The sequence below is a fragment of the Bacillus tequilensis genome, from assembly GCF_012225885.1.
Lineage (GTDB): Bacteria > Bacillota > Bacilli > Bacillales > Bacillaceae > Bacillus > Bacillus tequilensis.
In genome coordinates this window covers 494,421-507,237 of record NZ_CP048852.1, presented here as the reverse complement: position 1 = coordinate 507,237, position 12,817 = coordinate 494,421, and the positions used below count along the sequence as shown (strand labels likewise).

The 12,817-nt window shown below is 42.5% G+C and carries 16 protein-coding genes, 7 tRNA genes and 1 pseudogene; 4 read left to right on the top strand and 20 right to left on the bottom strand.

The genetic code is table 11. The annotated features are described in order from the left end of the window. Positions 1-20: 20 nt before the first annotated feature. The 3 genes and pseudogenes from G4P54_RS02655 to G4P54_RS02645 all read left to right on the top strand — a co-directional run bounded on the left by G4P54_RS02655 (position 21) and on the right by G4P54_RS02645 (position 1,894). Complete coding sequence (locus G4P54_RS02655; RefSeq protein ID WP_167871691.1) at positions 21-353, top strand: site-specific integrase; 333 nt, start codon at positions 21-23, stop codon at positions 351-353. A gap of 80 nt (positions 354-433) precedes the next feature. Continuing rightward, a pseudogene (immA, locus tag G4P54_RS02650) lies at positions 434-775 on the top strand (metallopeptidase ImmA); the annotation flags it as partial. Between the two features lie 12 nt (positions 776-787). Then, positions 788-1,894 (top strand): tyrosine-type recombinase/integrase, encoded by a 1,107-nt coding sequence (locus tag G4P54_RS02645; RefSeq protein ID WP_080624160.1) that lies wholly within the window; start codon positions 788-790, stop codon positions 1,892-1,894. A gap of 85 nt (positions 1,895-1,979) precedes the next feature. Here G4P54_RS02645 and G4P54_RS02640 read toward each other — a convergent pair. From G4P54_RS02640 to G4P54_RS02605, 8 genes are all read right to left on the bottom strand, one after another. Next, positions 1,980-2,063: transfer RNA gene (locus G4P54_RS02640), tRNA-Leu, on the bottom strand. A 79-nt stretch (positions 2,064-2,142) separates the two neighbouring features. Continuing rightward, a tRNA-Leu gene (locus G4P54_RS02635) sits at positions 2,143-2,224 on the bottom strand. 11 nt (positions 2,225-2,235) lie between these two features. After that, positions 2,236-2,311, bottom strand: a tRNA-Lys gene (locus G4P54_RS02630). A gap of 25 nt (positions 2,312-2,336) precedes the next feature. After that, positions 2,337-2,411 (bottom strand) — tRNA-Gln (locus G4P54_RS02625). 12 nt (positions 2,412-2,423) lie between these two features. Next, a tRNA-Glu gene (locus G4P54_RS02620) sits at positions 2,424-2,495 on the bottom strand. A 29-nt stretch (positions 2,496-2,524) separates the two neighbouring features. After that, positions 2,525-2,615 (bottom strand) — tRNA-Ser (locus G4P54_RS02615). Positions 2,616-2,619: 4 nt separating this feature from the next. Then, positions 2,620-2,694 (bottom strand) — tRNA-Asn (locus tag G4P54_RS02610). Positions 2,695-2,816: 122 nt separating this feature from the next. Beyond that, a complete protein-coding gene (locus G4P54_RS02605) occupies positions 2,817-3,269 on the bottom strand; it encodes a SprT family protein (protein WP_167871690.1) in 453 nt (150 codons plus the stop codon). A gap of 103 nt (positions 3,270-3,372) precedes the next feature. On the opposite strand from G4P54_RS02605, the gene cmpA reads away from it, so the two are divergent. Next, the gene (gene cmpA / locus G4P54_RS02600) at positions 3,373-3,486 is read left to right on the top strand and encodes a cortex morphogenetic protein CmpA (RefSeq protein ID WP_003225207.1); all 114 of its coding nucleotides are present in this window, start codon (positions 3,373-3,375) and stop codon (positions 3,484-3,486) included. A 9-nt stretch (positions 3,487-3,495) separates the two neighbouring features. Here cmpA and G4P54_RS02595 read toward each other — a convergent pair whose 3' ends face one another. The 12 genes from G4P54_RS02595 to alr form a co-directional block, all read right to left on the bottom strand. Next, positions 3,496-5,655, bottom strand: a complete 2,160-nt coding sequence (locus tag G4P54_RS02595) for a Tex family protein (protein WP_167871689.1) — start codon at positions 5,653-5,655, stop codon at positions 3,496-3,498. Between the two features lie 173 nt (positions 5,656-5,828). Then, positions 5,829-6,428, bottom strand: a complete 600-nt coding sequence (gene rsbX, locus G4P54_RS02590; RefSeq protein WP_024714442.1) for a phosphoserine phosphatase RsbX — start codon at positions 6,426-6,428, stop codon at positions 5,829-5,831. Beyond that, positions 6,428-7,216 carry an RNA polymerase sigma factor SigB gene (gene sigB, locus G4P54_RS02585; RefSeq protein ID WP_024714443.1) on the bottom strand — a complete coding sequence of 263 codons (789 nt, stop codon included), beginning with the start codon at positions 7,214-7,216 and terminating at the stop codon, positions 6,428-6,430. Before sigB ends, rsbX begins: the two co-directional genes overlap by 1 nt. Then, positions 7,182-7,664, bottom strand: coding sequence for an anti-sigma B factor RsbW (rsbW, locus tag G4P54_RS02580; protein ID WP_024714444.1), 483 nt, complete (start codon positions 7,662-7,664; stop codon positions 7,182-7,184). The genes sigB and rsbW overlap by 35 nt, the downstream gene beginning before the upstream one ends. Beyond that, a complete protein-coding gene (rsbV, locus tag G4P54_RS02575; RefSeq protein WP_024714445.1) occupies positions 7,661-7,990 on the bottom strand; it encodes an anti-sigma factor antagonist RsbV in 330 nt (109 codons plus the stop codon). The genes rsbW and rsbV overlap by 4 nt, the downstream gene beginning before the upstream one ends. A 61-nt stretch (positions 7,991-8,051) precedes the next feature. Next, entirely contained in the window at positions 8,052-9,059 is a 1,008-nt protein-coding gene (rsbU, locus tag G4P54_RS02570; RefSeq protein ID WP_024714446.1) for a phosphoserine phosphatase RsbU, read from the bottom strand. Positions 9,060-9,070: 11 nt separating this feature from the next. Further along, a complete protein-coding gene (rsbT, locus tag G4P54_RS02565) occupies positions 9,071-9,472 on the bottom strand; it encodes a serine/threonine-protein kinase RsbT (protein WP_024714447.1) in 402 nt (133 codons plus the stop codon). 3 nt (positions 9,473-9,475) lie between these two features. Next, positions 9,476-9,841 carry an RsbT antagonist protein RsbS gene (gene rsbS, locus G4P54_RS02560; protein ID WP_003225190.1) on the bottom strand — a complete coding sequence of 122 codons (366 nt, stop codon included), beginning with the start codon at positions 9,839-9,841 and terminating at the stop codon, positions 9,476-9,478. A gap of 4 nt (positions 9,842-9,845) precedes the next feature. Further along, entirely contained in the window at positions 9,846-10,670 is an 825-nt protein-coding gene (rsbRA, locus tag G4P54_RS02555; protein WP_081719822.1) for an RsbT co-antagonist protein RsbRA, read from the bottom strand. Between the two features lie 114 nt (positions 10,671-10,784). Beyond that, complete coding sequence (gene ndoA / locus G4P54_RS02550) at positions 10,785-11,135, bottom strand: type II toxin-antitoxin system endoribonuclease NdoA (RefSeq protein WP_003156187.1); 351 nt, start codon at positions 11,133-11,135, stop codon at positions 10,785-10,787. 4 nt (positions 11,136-11,139) lie between these two features. Next, positions 11,140-11,421 carry a type II toxin-antitoxin system antitoxin EndoAI gene (gene endB, locus G4P54_RS02545; RefSeq protein ID WP_003225183.1) on the bottom strand — a complete coding sequence of 94 codons (282 nt, stop codon included), beginning with the start codon at positions 11,419-11,421 and terminating at the stop codon, positions 11,140-11,142. 114 nt (positions 11,422-11,535) lie between these two features. Continuing rightward, on the bottom strand, positions 11,536-12,705 hold the full coding sequence (gene alr, locus G4P54_RS02540; protein WP_167873807.1) for an alanine racemase: 1,170 nt from the start codon (positions 12,703-12,705) through the stop codon (positions 11,536-11,538). Between the last annotated feature and the right edge of the window lie 112 nt (positions 12,706-12,817).

Sequence of the window (12,817 nt, the reverse complement as noted above, 5' to 3'; positions counted from 1 at the left end):
TGTAAAAGTGAAAAATTTAAGTGTTGTCAAAAACAGATGAATTTTGGACTCCCGATCAGTTTAAAGAATTTATTAGTCTCATAGAAAAAGACGAATTTATTTTTAAGGTGTTCTATACAACTGATGATCTGACTGGAATGCACTTAGGAGAAATTTTAGCGTTTCAATGGAAATATTTAGACAAGTTTAGAAGAGAAATCAATGTATACAAAGCTTTAACATATATAAATCAAGAATATATAATTACAGCTCCAAAAACTAAAAATTCTGTTCGCTGTATAAGTATCAATTCAAAACTTATAACATTGCTTGATGAATGGAGACAACACAGAAGGAAATTTTTGATGAATTAAGAATTCATCAAGCAGAAGAAACTTATATGTTTCAATACAAAGACAGACCTCCTGTCAAAGATATCTTCAGCAGAAAAATAAAGTATTTAATTCATATCAACGAGAACCTCCAACATCAACAATTTGTAATTGCCCATGAATTAGGGCATTACTTTCTCCATAAAAGATTGAACACTTTTAAAGTTGTGAATTGCTCTAAAGTTCTAAAAGATAAACTTGAGCATCAAGCAAGCCTATTTGCATCAGAATTAATACTGACAGATAAAATGCTTAATGAAGCCCTTCCATATATACAGGGTTTTAGCAAAGAACAAATAGCAGCATACTTCAACGTACCATCATTTGTTACTGATTATAAACTTTCTCAAATTGGCTCATTTAGTAACAGAATCTATTCACACGAAATAAGCGCTTTTGGTTAAAGGAGAAATAAAATGTCTGTAAAAAAACTTGAAAATGGTCAATATCAAGTTGACGTTAGCTTTGGATTTGACCCGATTACTGGAGAAAGAATTAGGACTAGACCAGTAGCATCAACCAGAAAAGAGGCTTTAGAATTAGAAGCAAAATTAAGAAGAGAATTTCAAGAAGAAAGAGCAAGAAAGTCCAGATCAGTAAGCTTTCCGACTTTAATTTCAATTTATTTAGCAAATTGTGAAATAGATAGTAAACCAAACTATTATCAGAATCAGAAATACATTATAAACAAACATATATCTGATTACTTTTTGAAATCTGATATACAAAAAATCACACATAGAGAAATAACTGATTTCAGAAAACATTTAATGGAAACAGGTCTAAGCAATAAATCGGTTAATAATATAATGACTAGTCTAAGCAAAATTTTTGATACAGCTGTACATGAAGAAATCTTAAAAAGAAATCCGTGTGACAACGTTAAACGATTACCTTTAACAAGAAAGAAAATGAAGTTTTGGAGACCAGAAGAGTTCAAAAAATTTATTAGTTTAATTCCTCAAGATCAATTATTGTTTAAAACCTTTTATACTGTTGCTTTTTTAACTGGACTAAGATGTGGTGAAATGCTCGCCCTGCAATGGAAAGATATTGACAAAATCTTATTAGAAATAGATGTGCATAAATCGTGCACCTGGCTTGATGGTCAATTTGTTGTTACTACTCCAAAAACCAAGAATTCGATTCGGCGAGTTAGCATCAATAAAAAATTGCTTAAGCTACTAGAACGTTGGAAAGAAGCACAAGAAGAGTTGTTTAATGAATTAGGTATTAGACATTCACATGATACCTATATCTTTCAATATAAAGATACACCTTCAAGAAAAGATATTTTCAGTCGGAAGATTAAATACTTTTGCAAGGATAGCGATCTTACTCCTATACGTTTACACGATTTTAGACATTCACACGTTGCACTATTAATACACCAAGGAGAAGATTACATAACAATTAAAGAGCGTTTAGGACATGGTTCTGTAAAAACAACAATTGATGTTTATGGACACCTATATCCAAACAAGCAAAAGGAAATGGCTGATAAATTAGATGACTTACTTTAGGTAAGTGGGCAGTTTGTGGGCAGTAAATCATTTGAAAATAAACACAAAAAAATACCAAGGACGTCAAAACCCTTGGTATCATTGATGCGGCCGAGAGGACTTGAACCTCCACGGGTTATTCACCCACTAGGCCCTCAACCTAGCGCGTCTGCCATTCCGCCACGACCGCGTGATCATTAAATTGTTTGTTCTGGTTTAGTAGGCTCTTAACCTAGTAAAACCCATTTGCGTGCACTTTGTAAATAAAGTGCGGGTGAAGGGACTCGAACCCCCACGTCGTAAGACACTAGATCCTAAGTCTAGCGCGTCTGCCAATTCCGCCACACCCGCAAAAAGACAAATGGTGAGCCATGAAGGACTCGAACCTTCGACCCTCTGATTAAAAGTCAGATGCTCTACCAACTGAGCTAATGGCTCTTACTATTCAATTTCAAAATAAAAATGGCTGGGCTAGCTGGATTCGAACCAACGCATGACGGAGTCAAAGTCCGTTGCCTTACCGCTTGGCTATAGCCCAACGAAAATGGAATGACCCGTACGGGATTCGAACCCGTGTTACCGCCGTGAAAGGGCGGTGTCTTAACCGCTTGACCAACGGGCCGATGGTTGAGAACTTATATCGAAATGTTATGGCGGAGAAGGAGGGATTTGAACCCTCGCGCCGCTTACGCGACCTACACCCTTAGCAGGGGCGCCTCTTCAGCCACTTGAGTACTTCTCCAATATGGCTCCACAGGCAGGATTCGAACCTGCGACCGATCGGTTAACAGCCGATAGCTCTACCACTGAGCTACTGTGGAATAATGAGACAAAACTTATTATATCAGCCTTGATTTTTAGCGTCAAGAGGTAAATGTTTTTATTTATCTCTCGTGACGACTTTTATAATGTAACATAGGCTCGCCATATTCGTCAACCTTTTTCACGAAAAAATTCTTTTTATTTTTCCGCGGCATTTTCCGCATCTGTATCTGTCGGGGTTCATGGCGCGCTTCTTTATATACTGTTGGCCGCAGGCCGTGCAGATATACATATAAGTTTTTTTGCTTTCTGTTTTTTTGTTAAGAGGTGTACAGAACCTCGGCGCGTTGACCTGCTGCAGCAGCTCTCGAAAATCTCTGTCTCTGTGCTTGTACCCCTTTCCTTCAAGGTGAAGGTGATAATGGCAAAGCTCGTGCTTAATGATGCCGATCAGTTCCTCTTTGCCGTGTTCAATCAAATATCTTCTGTTCAATTCAATGTTATGGGAGGATAACAGGTACCTTCCGCCCGTGGTTTTAAGCCTGTCATTAAAAAGCGCCTGATGGCGGAACGGCCTTTTAAAATACGTTTCCGAAATATCCTCTGTCAGTTTTTGAAGCTCTGTGTTATCCATGGTGCACCTCACTTAAAAAACATTGAACGGGACAATTCACCGTTCGCATACAATATGGTAATCACCGTCCCTCTTATGATAAAAGCTGAGGAGGAATGAGCCTATGCCAAATTGGCTTAAAAAACAGATGCAAAAAGCGTTCCTTGAAAAAGATAATTACCAAATTAAACTGCTGAATCAATGCTGGTATTTCTATAGGAAAAAACACTGCTCGTAAGCAGTGCTTTTATTTTACCATAGACAGCGATACTCTGCCTTTTTGTACATCTACGCCATCAACCCACACCGTCACAATATCACCGACGGATACGACGTCAAGAGGATGCTTGACGAATTGATTGCTGAGTTTTGAAATATGCACAAGCCCGTCTTGTTTGACTCCGATATCAACAAACGCTCCGAAGTCCACTACATTGCGCACGGTGCCCTGCAGTTCCATTCCCTCTTTCAAATCTTCCAGCTGAAGGACATCTGTTTTCAGTAAAGGCTTAGGCACCTCATCACGCGGATCGCGTTCCGGCCTTGTCAGCTGTTCACAAATATCTTTCAGAGTGATTTCACCGATTCCCAGCTCTTTTGCCGTTTCAGAAAGCGCAAGCTGATTGATTTTGTCCTTTAATTCCGCCGTGCCGATTTGTTCTGTTGAAAGACCAAGCTTTTTCAATAACGCTTTTGTTTCCTTATAGCTTTCCGGGTGGATGCCCGTTCTGTCCAAAGGCTCTGTCCCTTCCTGCACCCTTAAGAAACCGATGCATTGCTCATAGGTTTTCGCACCGAGCCTCGGAATGTCCTTTAGTTCTTTTCGATTGGAAAACTTTCCGATTTCCTCGCGTTTTTTGACAATGTTGCCTGCGACAGACTTTGATAATCCCGCTACATATTGAAGCAGCGCGGCGGATGCTGTGTTAACGTTTACTCCAACTTGGTTTACAACGGTTTCAACAACAAACCGCAGAGATTCATTTAAGCGTTTTTGGCTGACGTCATGCTGATACTGTCCGACGCCAACAGACTTCGGATCGATCTTGACGAGTTCCGCGAGCGGGTCTTGAAGTCTTCTCGCAATAGATACGGCACTGCGCTCTTCAACCTTAAGCTCAGGGAATTCTTCTCTGGCAAGTTCAGAAGCCGAATATACGCTTGCTCCCGCTTCATTGACGATCACATAATAAATTTTACGCGGCATGTCCTTCAGTACATTAACGATGAATTGCTCTGTTTCTCTGGATGCCGTGCCGTTTCCGATCGCCACCATCTCGACTTGGTGCTGCTCAAGAATCTTTTTCACTTTTTCATGGGCTTCTTTTGTTTTGTTGACTGGCGCATGCGGATAGATGACATCAATCTCCAAAACTTTTCCGGTCTCATCTGACACAGCGAGCTTGCAGCCAGTTCGGAAGGCTGGGTCAACACCGAGAACGGTTTTGCCTTTCATCGGCGGCTGAAGCAGAAGCTTTCTCAAGTTTTCAGAGAAAATATGAATCGCCTGTTCATCCGCTTTTTCTGACAGCTCTTTTCTGATTTCACGCTCGATTGCCGGCTGAATCAGTCTTTTATAGCTGTCTTCAATCGTCTCCTGCAAAATTTCTTTTACAGACGTTGAGCGGTTTTTGATGATTTGCTTTTCTAAATATGCCTTAATGTGATCCGCTGGCGGTTCGATAGACACCTTTAAAATGTCTTCTTTTTCGCCGCGGTTCATCGCCAGCACCCTGTGCGGAACGACTTTTGCGATTGGCTCTTCATACTCATAATACATTTCATATACATTTTTCTCGTCGGCGTCTGCCGATTTTCCGGCTGCTGATTGAATCGTTCCTTTTCTAAAGGTTTCCTGGCGAATCCACTTTCTGAAATTAGGCTCGTCTGAGATTTGCTCCGCAATAATGTGCTTGGCGCCTTCAATCGCTTCTTCCCGTGTGAACACTTCTTTTTCTTCGCTGATGTATTTGTCTGCCACTGCTGCCAGACTGTTATCTTGCGGGAGTGTGAGAATATAGTCGGCAAGCGGCTCGAGGCCTTTGCTTTTCGCAACTGTCGCCTTTGTTTTGCGTTTTTGTTTATACGGGCGATAAAGGTCTTCCACTTCTTGAAGCTTCACGGATTGTTCAATTTTACGTTTTAGATCATCTGTCAGTTTATCCTGCTCTGCAATCAGCCTGATGACTTCTTCTTTTCGCTGATTCAGGTTTTGTATGTATTGCCAGCGTTCAGAAATCGTCTGAATCTGAACCTCATCCATTGACCCCGTCTGCTCTTTTCGGTATCGGGCGATAAACGGGACTGTGTTGCCGTCCTCCAGCAGGCGGATAACACTTTCAACGTGTTTTTGTGACAAACCTATTTCTTTCGCAATTTGCTGTTTTAAAAGGGCTGACGTTTCCATATAACCAAAGCCTCCAATATTGTCGTTCTATCTCTAGTGTATCAAAAACCGAAAAAAACACATAAAAAAAGACAGCTGGCGCTGCCGGTTTCTTTCCTCTTATTTCAACATGTCCGTTTGATTGCCTGTAAAAAAAGAAGCCGGTATTCCGGCTTCTTTTTGTTCTTATTCTCCTAGGACAGCTGTCCAAGAATATAGGTCAGATCGTCTTTTCTTGATGTCGTATACATTTTCAGTGAATTCGATATGTCTTCTACCGATTGGCCTTTTTTCAAATGGGAGCGGATATCGGGTACGTTGAGTCCATCTGTATGTATAATGAACTTTGAACCCTTTTCATAAGTGGCGGTATGCGTTTTGTATTTTTGCGGCTTGCCTGATAAGTAGCCCGAAATCGGCAGAGGATAAAAGCTTTCACCAGACGGGGAATGCAGAATAAACCGTACGTTTCCGACAGAGCAGTACGTAAACTGCCTTTGTTCAAAATTGATTTTCAGGATTGACGCTGTAGCGCCTCTTTTGTTTTTCATGGCCTGATTACAGCGTTCGATAATGCTTTGTACGTCTTCATCCGCATAGTTTTTCACTAAATCTTTAATGGCTGAGGAAGATTCGTTGGCAAGCGATCCGCTTCCAAGTCCGTCAGCTACCGCACAAATTAGCTCCTTATCATCAGCTTTCATAAAAAAGCTGTCACCGCAAATCGATTTTCCTTCTTTATTCAGTTGGTATACAAGAGTTTGAATATGCTCGTTTTCTTCAACCTGGATCATTACATTAACTCCATCGAGGGATCTTCAATCAAGGCCTCTCTGAGCTTCTTCACAGCTTTTCGCTGCAAACGCGAGACGTGCATTTGAGATATACCGAGAATGTCCCCAGTTTCTTTTTGGCTTTTGTTTTGGATATACGTAAGGTCTATGATTTGTTTTTCACGGTCTGAAAGGACATGGAACACGCTTTGCAGCATCATTTGCTGGTTCACCCGCTCATATCCGTCCTCCTGTGATCCGACAATATCAAGAATTGTGACCGTGCTTCCGTCCGAATCCGCTTCAATGCTGTGGTCAACAGATAGAGCCTGATAGCTTTTGCCCATTTCCATCGTTTCAAGAACTTCTTCTTCTGAAACATCGAGAAATTCGGCAATCTCTTCGACTTTCGGTGACCTTTGGGTTTCAGTCGTCAGCTGATCAACCGCCATTTTGATTCTTGGGCCCAGCTCTTTAATTCGTCTCGGTACGTGAACGCTCCACGTTTTATCTCTTAGGAAACGTTTAATTTCACCGATGATTGTCGGAATCGCAAAAGCTTCAAACGATTTGCCGACGACGGGATCGTATCGCTTAATCGCACCAAGCAGCCCGATCATGCCGACCTGACGAAGGTCCTCGTGAAAGCTTTTGCCTTTTGAATATTTTTTCGCAAGCATATCAACCAGATTTGTATACACCCGCACAAGCGTTTCCTGCGCCTGTTCATCTTGATTTGTTTGGTAATCGCTTATGAGCCGATCGACTTCATCTTTAGTTAGTTTCGTAGTTTTTGATGGTTGTGTCATGATCAACTCGCTCCCCATTTAAATACTTTGTCATCGCTACGGTGACGCCTGAGTTGTTTTGCACTCTGACTTCATCCATGAGCGTTTCCATTAAATATAGACCGAGCCCTCCTTCTGATAATTGATCAACTGTGTGCGAAGGTGTGTACGGGCCTAGATCTTGCTGCTTTTGATCGAAATCAAAGCTGTCTCCTTCATCCGCCACAATCACCTCTAACCGGTCTTCGAACACACCGAATCGTATTGACACTTCCCCATTTTTATCTTCTTTGTAAGCGTGCTGAACCGCATTTGTACACGCTTCACTGACTGCGATTTTCAGATCTTCAATTTCATCGTACGTATAGCCCATTCTGCTTGCGACGCCTGACAGCGTCAGCCTTATAATTCCCACGTATTCAGGCTGGGCCGGCACTTTCATTTCGATGTAATCAGCGTTATTCTTCATTGCACTCCACCTTCTGACTTTGCAGAAATATCAATGATGTCCTTCAGGCCTGTGATGTCAAACAGACGGATCAGCCTGTCAGAAAGATTTTCAAGCTTCAGCGAACCGCCTTGTTTTTTCACTGTCTTAAAGACACCTACAAAAACGCCCAGTCCGGTACTATCCATGTAGCTCACATCTTTCAGGCAAATTTTTAAATCAGCGCCTTGTTCTGCCAGAGGAACAAGTTTCTCTCTGAGCACCGGAGCTGAATATACATCGATTTCTCCTGCAATATTTACTTGTATATCATTCTCGTTTTGCTTCACATCAACATTTATATTCATACATATCACCTCAAATTTTCCTTCAAATCACTAATTCACTTATACCCACGGCCGGCTGATGCTAAACCTTTCTTCGCAAAACAATTAACGTAAAATCATCGTGAAGCTGAAAGTCCTGCAATTTGAGGAGGCTGTCATAAATGTTTTTGACCATTTCCTGCGCGGAGGAACACATATGTTCCTCAATGAGTTTCTGTAAATCAGGACGCTCCAAGAAACCATTTTCTGTTCTGCATTCTGTGACGCCGTCAGAAAATAACACAATCATATCGCCCGTTTCGAGATGCTGATCGAATTGTTTATAGTCATAATCCTGCGAGATGCCGAGAACAAGCCCTTTGGCCTCTAAATCGTAAAACGTGTTGTCTTTTTGAGAATAATAGAATCCCGGTTCATGTCCCGCTGAAGCATATGTAATTTGATGTTTGTCCATATTGTAATTTGCATAAAACATCGTAATAAACATGCTGGCATCAACATTTTGCTCAACAACCCGGTTTAAATTTTTCAGCACCTGAGAAGGGTGTATGCCCGTTTCCGGCAAAGAATCCATCGCATATTTAATCATGGACATACAAAGAGCCGCCGGAATGCCTTTTCCGATCACATCAGCAATTGCGATATTGATGGATTCCTTGTCTTTGACAAAGTGGTAGTAATCACCGCTCATCTGTTTAGCGGGCACACTGATGGCGCCGATATCCAGCGCTTCTTCTTGCGGAATCTTTGTTCCTAGCAGCGTCTGCTGAACATTTGCCGCGATTTCAATTTCTGATTTGATTTCCTGCTGTATCCCCCTAAGGGTTTGATGCTCCTGATAAGCCATTCCATACCCAATCATGACTTCTATTAAAAAATCCAGCGAATGAAAAACATCTTCCGGGAGACTCGGATACAGCTCCTTCAGCACTTTTCGGTGTATGCTGATGATTTCTTCCGGAGGAATTTGGTGCTCGATTGTTTTTCGGCTGAATTTTTGGGCCTGATATAAAGATGTTTCTGTTAATTCGGCTATATATCGACTAAGCAGCTGGTGATACCGCTGCTCAATAACCTCCCTAAAATCCACTTTCTTACCTCCTACCGAAGCCATTTAATGGCTTGTATCTCTGTTCCTTCCCCCGTTACGGAATTTAAGCTGAATTCATCCATCAGCCTTTTCACGCCGGGAAGTCCCGCTCCGAGTCCGCCAGACGTTGAAAATCCGTCTTCCATGACTTTGCGGATATCGGGAATTCCCGGCCCTTTGTCTTCCGCTATGATTTTGAGGCCTTTTTTTCCTCTGTCAGCGACCTGTTCAATTCCGATCTGGCCTTTACCGGCATATAAATAAATGTTTCTGGCTAATTCTGAAATAGCCGTTGTAATTCTAGCCTGGTCTACAGTGCCGAAACCCAGTTCTTTTGCAACGTTTCGCCCCAGCTGTCTGGCGGCCACAATATCCCATTCTGTCATGATTTTTACACAGGATTGGTCGTTCATTCGCTATTCCCCCAATTCCCGCTTCAATGTCTCAAGCCCCTGCTCTAAGTCGAGCGCAGTTTCGATTTCCTCAAGCGCGATTCCAAGCTCAATCAGTGTCACTGCTACAGCAGGCTGAATTCCCGTCAAAACCACTTTTGCGCCCATTAGTTTGGACATCGTGATCACGTCGCCAAGCACTTTTGCGATAAAGGAATCAATCATGTCCACAGATGTCAGGTCAATGACAACTCCGTTAGCGCCTGTTTCGTATATTTTATTTAATAAGTCTTCTTGAAAGGTTAATGCGGTTTGGTCATCAAGTTCCCATTGAATGGACACTAATAAGCAATTATACAGTTTCAAGATCGGGATTTTCGGATGTCTCAAAATGTTATTCCCCCAATGAAACAATTTTTCGATCTGTCATTTCCAAAGCCGTTTGAATTCCTTTTTGCAGGGTATTCTTAGTAATAACTTGGGATAAATCAATGCCAAGGTTGACGATGGTCTGAGCAATCTCCGGACGGATTCCGGCAAGCAGGCATTTTGCTCCGACAAGCCTTACCGCTTCAGACGCTTGAATAATATGATGGGCAACCATCGTGTCGACGACCGGCACGCCCGTAATATCGATCAAAACGACTTGTGAGCGATATTTGACGACGCCATTAAGCAGATTTTCCATAATTCGTTTTGCGCGTTCGGTATCAATTGTTCCGACCAGCGGCATCACAGTGATATTTTCAAACACCGGGATGAGCGGCGCCGACAGCTCCTGCAGGGCGATTTTTTGCAGGGATACTGTTTTTTCCCATGAGATGGAGTACTGATTAAAGATTTCTGTATTAATCGGGCTGAAAAAGCGGTCAATCTGCCAGATGAGTTCCGTACTCTCTTGATCTGGCAATCTCTTATCATTCATTTTTGTGTAGAGACCCTTCCAGAATTCAGCAAGCGCCGTAGCGAGAAACTTCAAAGAAAGTCCGATTTGCACGGCTCTCAGCGCCAGTTCACTGATTTGGTCCTCAGCAGAGATGTCATCCTTAACAGATAAAAGAAGAATGTCGATATATTCTTTAGATATATTTTCATACACTTGATCAGTGAGCTGATATGATTCTTGCTCGCTTAATTCTTTTAGTGTGTCAGTCCACAGTTGGAGCAGTTCATTTTGATTCTCGGCAATGAACTGGTATACAGTCTGATTCGACATCAAATTCGCTTACCTCCCGATAAAAAGCAACATATTTTTTCGTTATTTCATTATTATATCGCTAATTTTTTTTGAAAACAAAAAAAGTTGCTCTATTTGAGCAACCTGTACATATGTCTAAAAATCAATGAGTGCCAAACTGATTTGTAAGGCTTCATCAACCTTATCCATCATTTCATCATCCAGATGAGTAATCTTATCCGTTAACCTTTGCTTGTCAATCGTCCGAATTTGCTCCAGCAAAATAACGGAATCTCTTTCAAAACCGTAGCGTTTTGCATCGATTTCGACGTGGGTTGGTAATTTCGCTTTCTGTATTTGTGCTGTTATGGCTGCAACAATAGCAGTTGGGCTGAAGCGATTTCCGATGTCATTTTGGATCACTAAAACCGGGCGCACCCCGCCTTGCTCTGAGCCAACAACAGGAGATAAATCAGCAAAATAAACATCGCCGCGTTTCACAATCAAATGATTATCCTCCGCTGACTAAGCGCTCAACTGTCGTTTCAGCCTCGCACTCCGCAAAGTGAGCCTCAGAAGAAATATTCAGGTTGATTTTCGCCATTTCCATATAGCCGCGTCTCATCAAATCACGGTTGTGACGAGTTGTTCGTTCGCTGACATACGCTCTCACTGCTTGTGATATCAGTTCGTTTCTGCTACGTTTCTCCCGCATCGCTACACCATCCAATTCAGCCACTAGGTTTTCGGGCAAGCTGATTTTCATTTCGGTTCTTGCGCTGGATTCAGACAAAAAACATACACCTCCACCAAACTTACGGATACGACTCTTTATCCATCCAGTGATAATGATACCATTATTCACTCTTCAAGCAAAGCTGTTTTATGAATTCTCCATTGAGATGAGCTATTTGCTTGCATTTTCCTGCAATAAAGGATTTCTCAATTCCATTATACTCCCATTTTCCAAAAACATACGGGGAACACGGGAACTTATTGTACAAGACACCTCGTAGTTGATGGTTTCCAGCCTGCCGGCGATTTCATCCATGGAAATATATTCATCCCCCTGCCGGCCTATTAATGTTACTTTTGTGCCCGGCGGATATTCCTGATCCAGCTCCACCATAAATTGGTCCATGCAAATTCGGCCGGCGATTTTCAGCCGTTTTCCCTTCACAAGAATCTCGGTTCCTTTCAATTTTCGAAGCCAGCCGTCGGCATAGCCAACAGGCACCGTTCCGATCCATGTGTCTTTTTCTGCTGTGTATTCCGCTCCGTAGCTGACACTCTCGCCTTTTCTGATCAATTTAACATGAGACAGCGTCGAATGCAGGGTAAATGCAGGGAGCAGCTGAAACGGTATTTCGTCCGTAATGTCGGCTGACGGACGGAGGCCGTACATGCCAATGCCGAATCTGACCGCGTTGAAAAAGCCTTTTTTCAGACGAAGACCGGCGGCGCTGTTCGCGCAGTGGACCATCAGGTTCTTTAACGGCAGCGGCGCAATCAGCTCTTTAAAGCGCTCAAATTGCATCAAAAAATAGCTTCTTTCTTTTTCATCCGCTGTCGCAAAATGGGTAAATACCCCCTTGCACTTTAAACTGGGGTTGCGGTCAAGAATCGCCAGCACGTTCTGAACTTCTTCTTCCGATTTTACGCCAAGCCTGTTCATCCCCGTATCGACCTTCAAATGAAAATGAAGAGGACGTTTTTTCAAGTGGCGGGCTGCTTCCTGAAGCCATTCAACAGAATAGCCTGTTAATGTCACGTCATATTCCGCCGCGATTTCCGCATACTCCGGCGGGACCGCGCCAAGCACTAATATAGGCGCCTTAAAACCCTTGTTGCGCAGGGAAATCGCTTCATCCAGAATGGCCACCGCCAAGCATGAAGCACCTGCATCAAGTGCCGCCTGCGCTGTTTCTGCGTCGCCATGCCCGTAGGCGTTCGCTTTTACAACCGCTATCAGTTGGACATGTTCGCCGATGTGTTTTTTCATATTGCTGACATTTTCCTTTATTGCGGACAAGTCGATTTCTGCCCACGTATCTCTGTAAAAAGGTTTTGTGCTCATCATGACACTTCCTAGCTTTTATTCAATATCATTTACATATCATACTAAAATTATAGACAAAGGGAAATGATCCCTAACGAAAAAAGGCCAAATCACGTTTGGCCTTTGGCGA

What these genes read in the sequence shown, in the direction of transcription:
- rsbX (WP_024714442.1), bottom strand. Translation starts at nt 6,428, where the DNA reads ATGATCCAGGTTGAAGAAAACGAGCATATTCAAACTCTTGTATACCAA.
- G4P54_RS02595 (WP_167871689.1), bottom strand. Translation starts at nt 5,655, where the DNA reads ATGGAAACGTCAGCCCTTTTAAAACAGCAAATTGCGAAAGAAATAGGT.
- G4P54_RS02645 (WP_080624160.1), top strand. Translation starts at nt 788, where the DNA reads ATGTCTGTAAAAAAACTTGAAAATGGTCAATATCAAGTTGACGTTAGC.
- alr (WP_167873807.1), bottom strand. Translation starts at nt 12,705, where the DNA reads ATGAGCACAAAACCTTTTTACAGAGATACGTGGGCAGAAATCGACTTG.
- sigB (WP_024714443.1), bottom strand. Translation starts at nt 7,216, where the DNA reads ATGACACAACCATCAAAAACTACGAAACTAACTAAAGATGAAGTCGAT.
- rsbV (WP_024714445.1), bottom strand. Translation starts at nt 7,990, where the DNA reads ATGAATATAAATGTTGATGTGAAGCAAAACGAGAATGATATACAAGTA.
- rsbW (WP_024714444.1), bottom strand. Translation starts at nt 7,664, where the DNA reads ATGAAGAATAACGCTGATTACATCGAAATGAAAGTGCCGGCCCAGCCT.
- rsbT (WP_024714447.1), bottom strand. Translation starts at nt 9,472, where the DNA reads ATGAACGACCAATCCTGTGTAAAAATCATGACAGAATGGGATATTGTG.
- cmpA (WP_003225207.1), top strand. Translation starts at nt 3,373, where the DNA reads ATGCCAAATTGGCTTAAAAAACAGATGCAAAAAGCGTTCCTTGAAAAA.
- G4P54_RS02605 (WP_167871690.1), bottom strand. Translation starts at nt 3,269, where the DNA reads ATGGATAACACAGAGCTTCAAAAACTGACAGAGGATATTTCGGAAACG.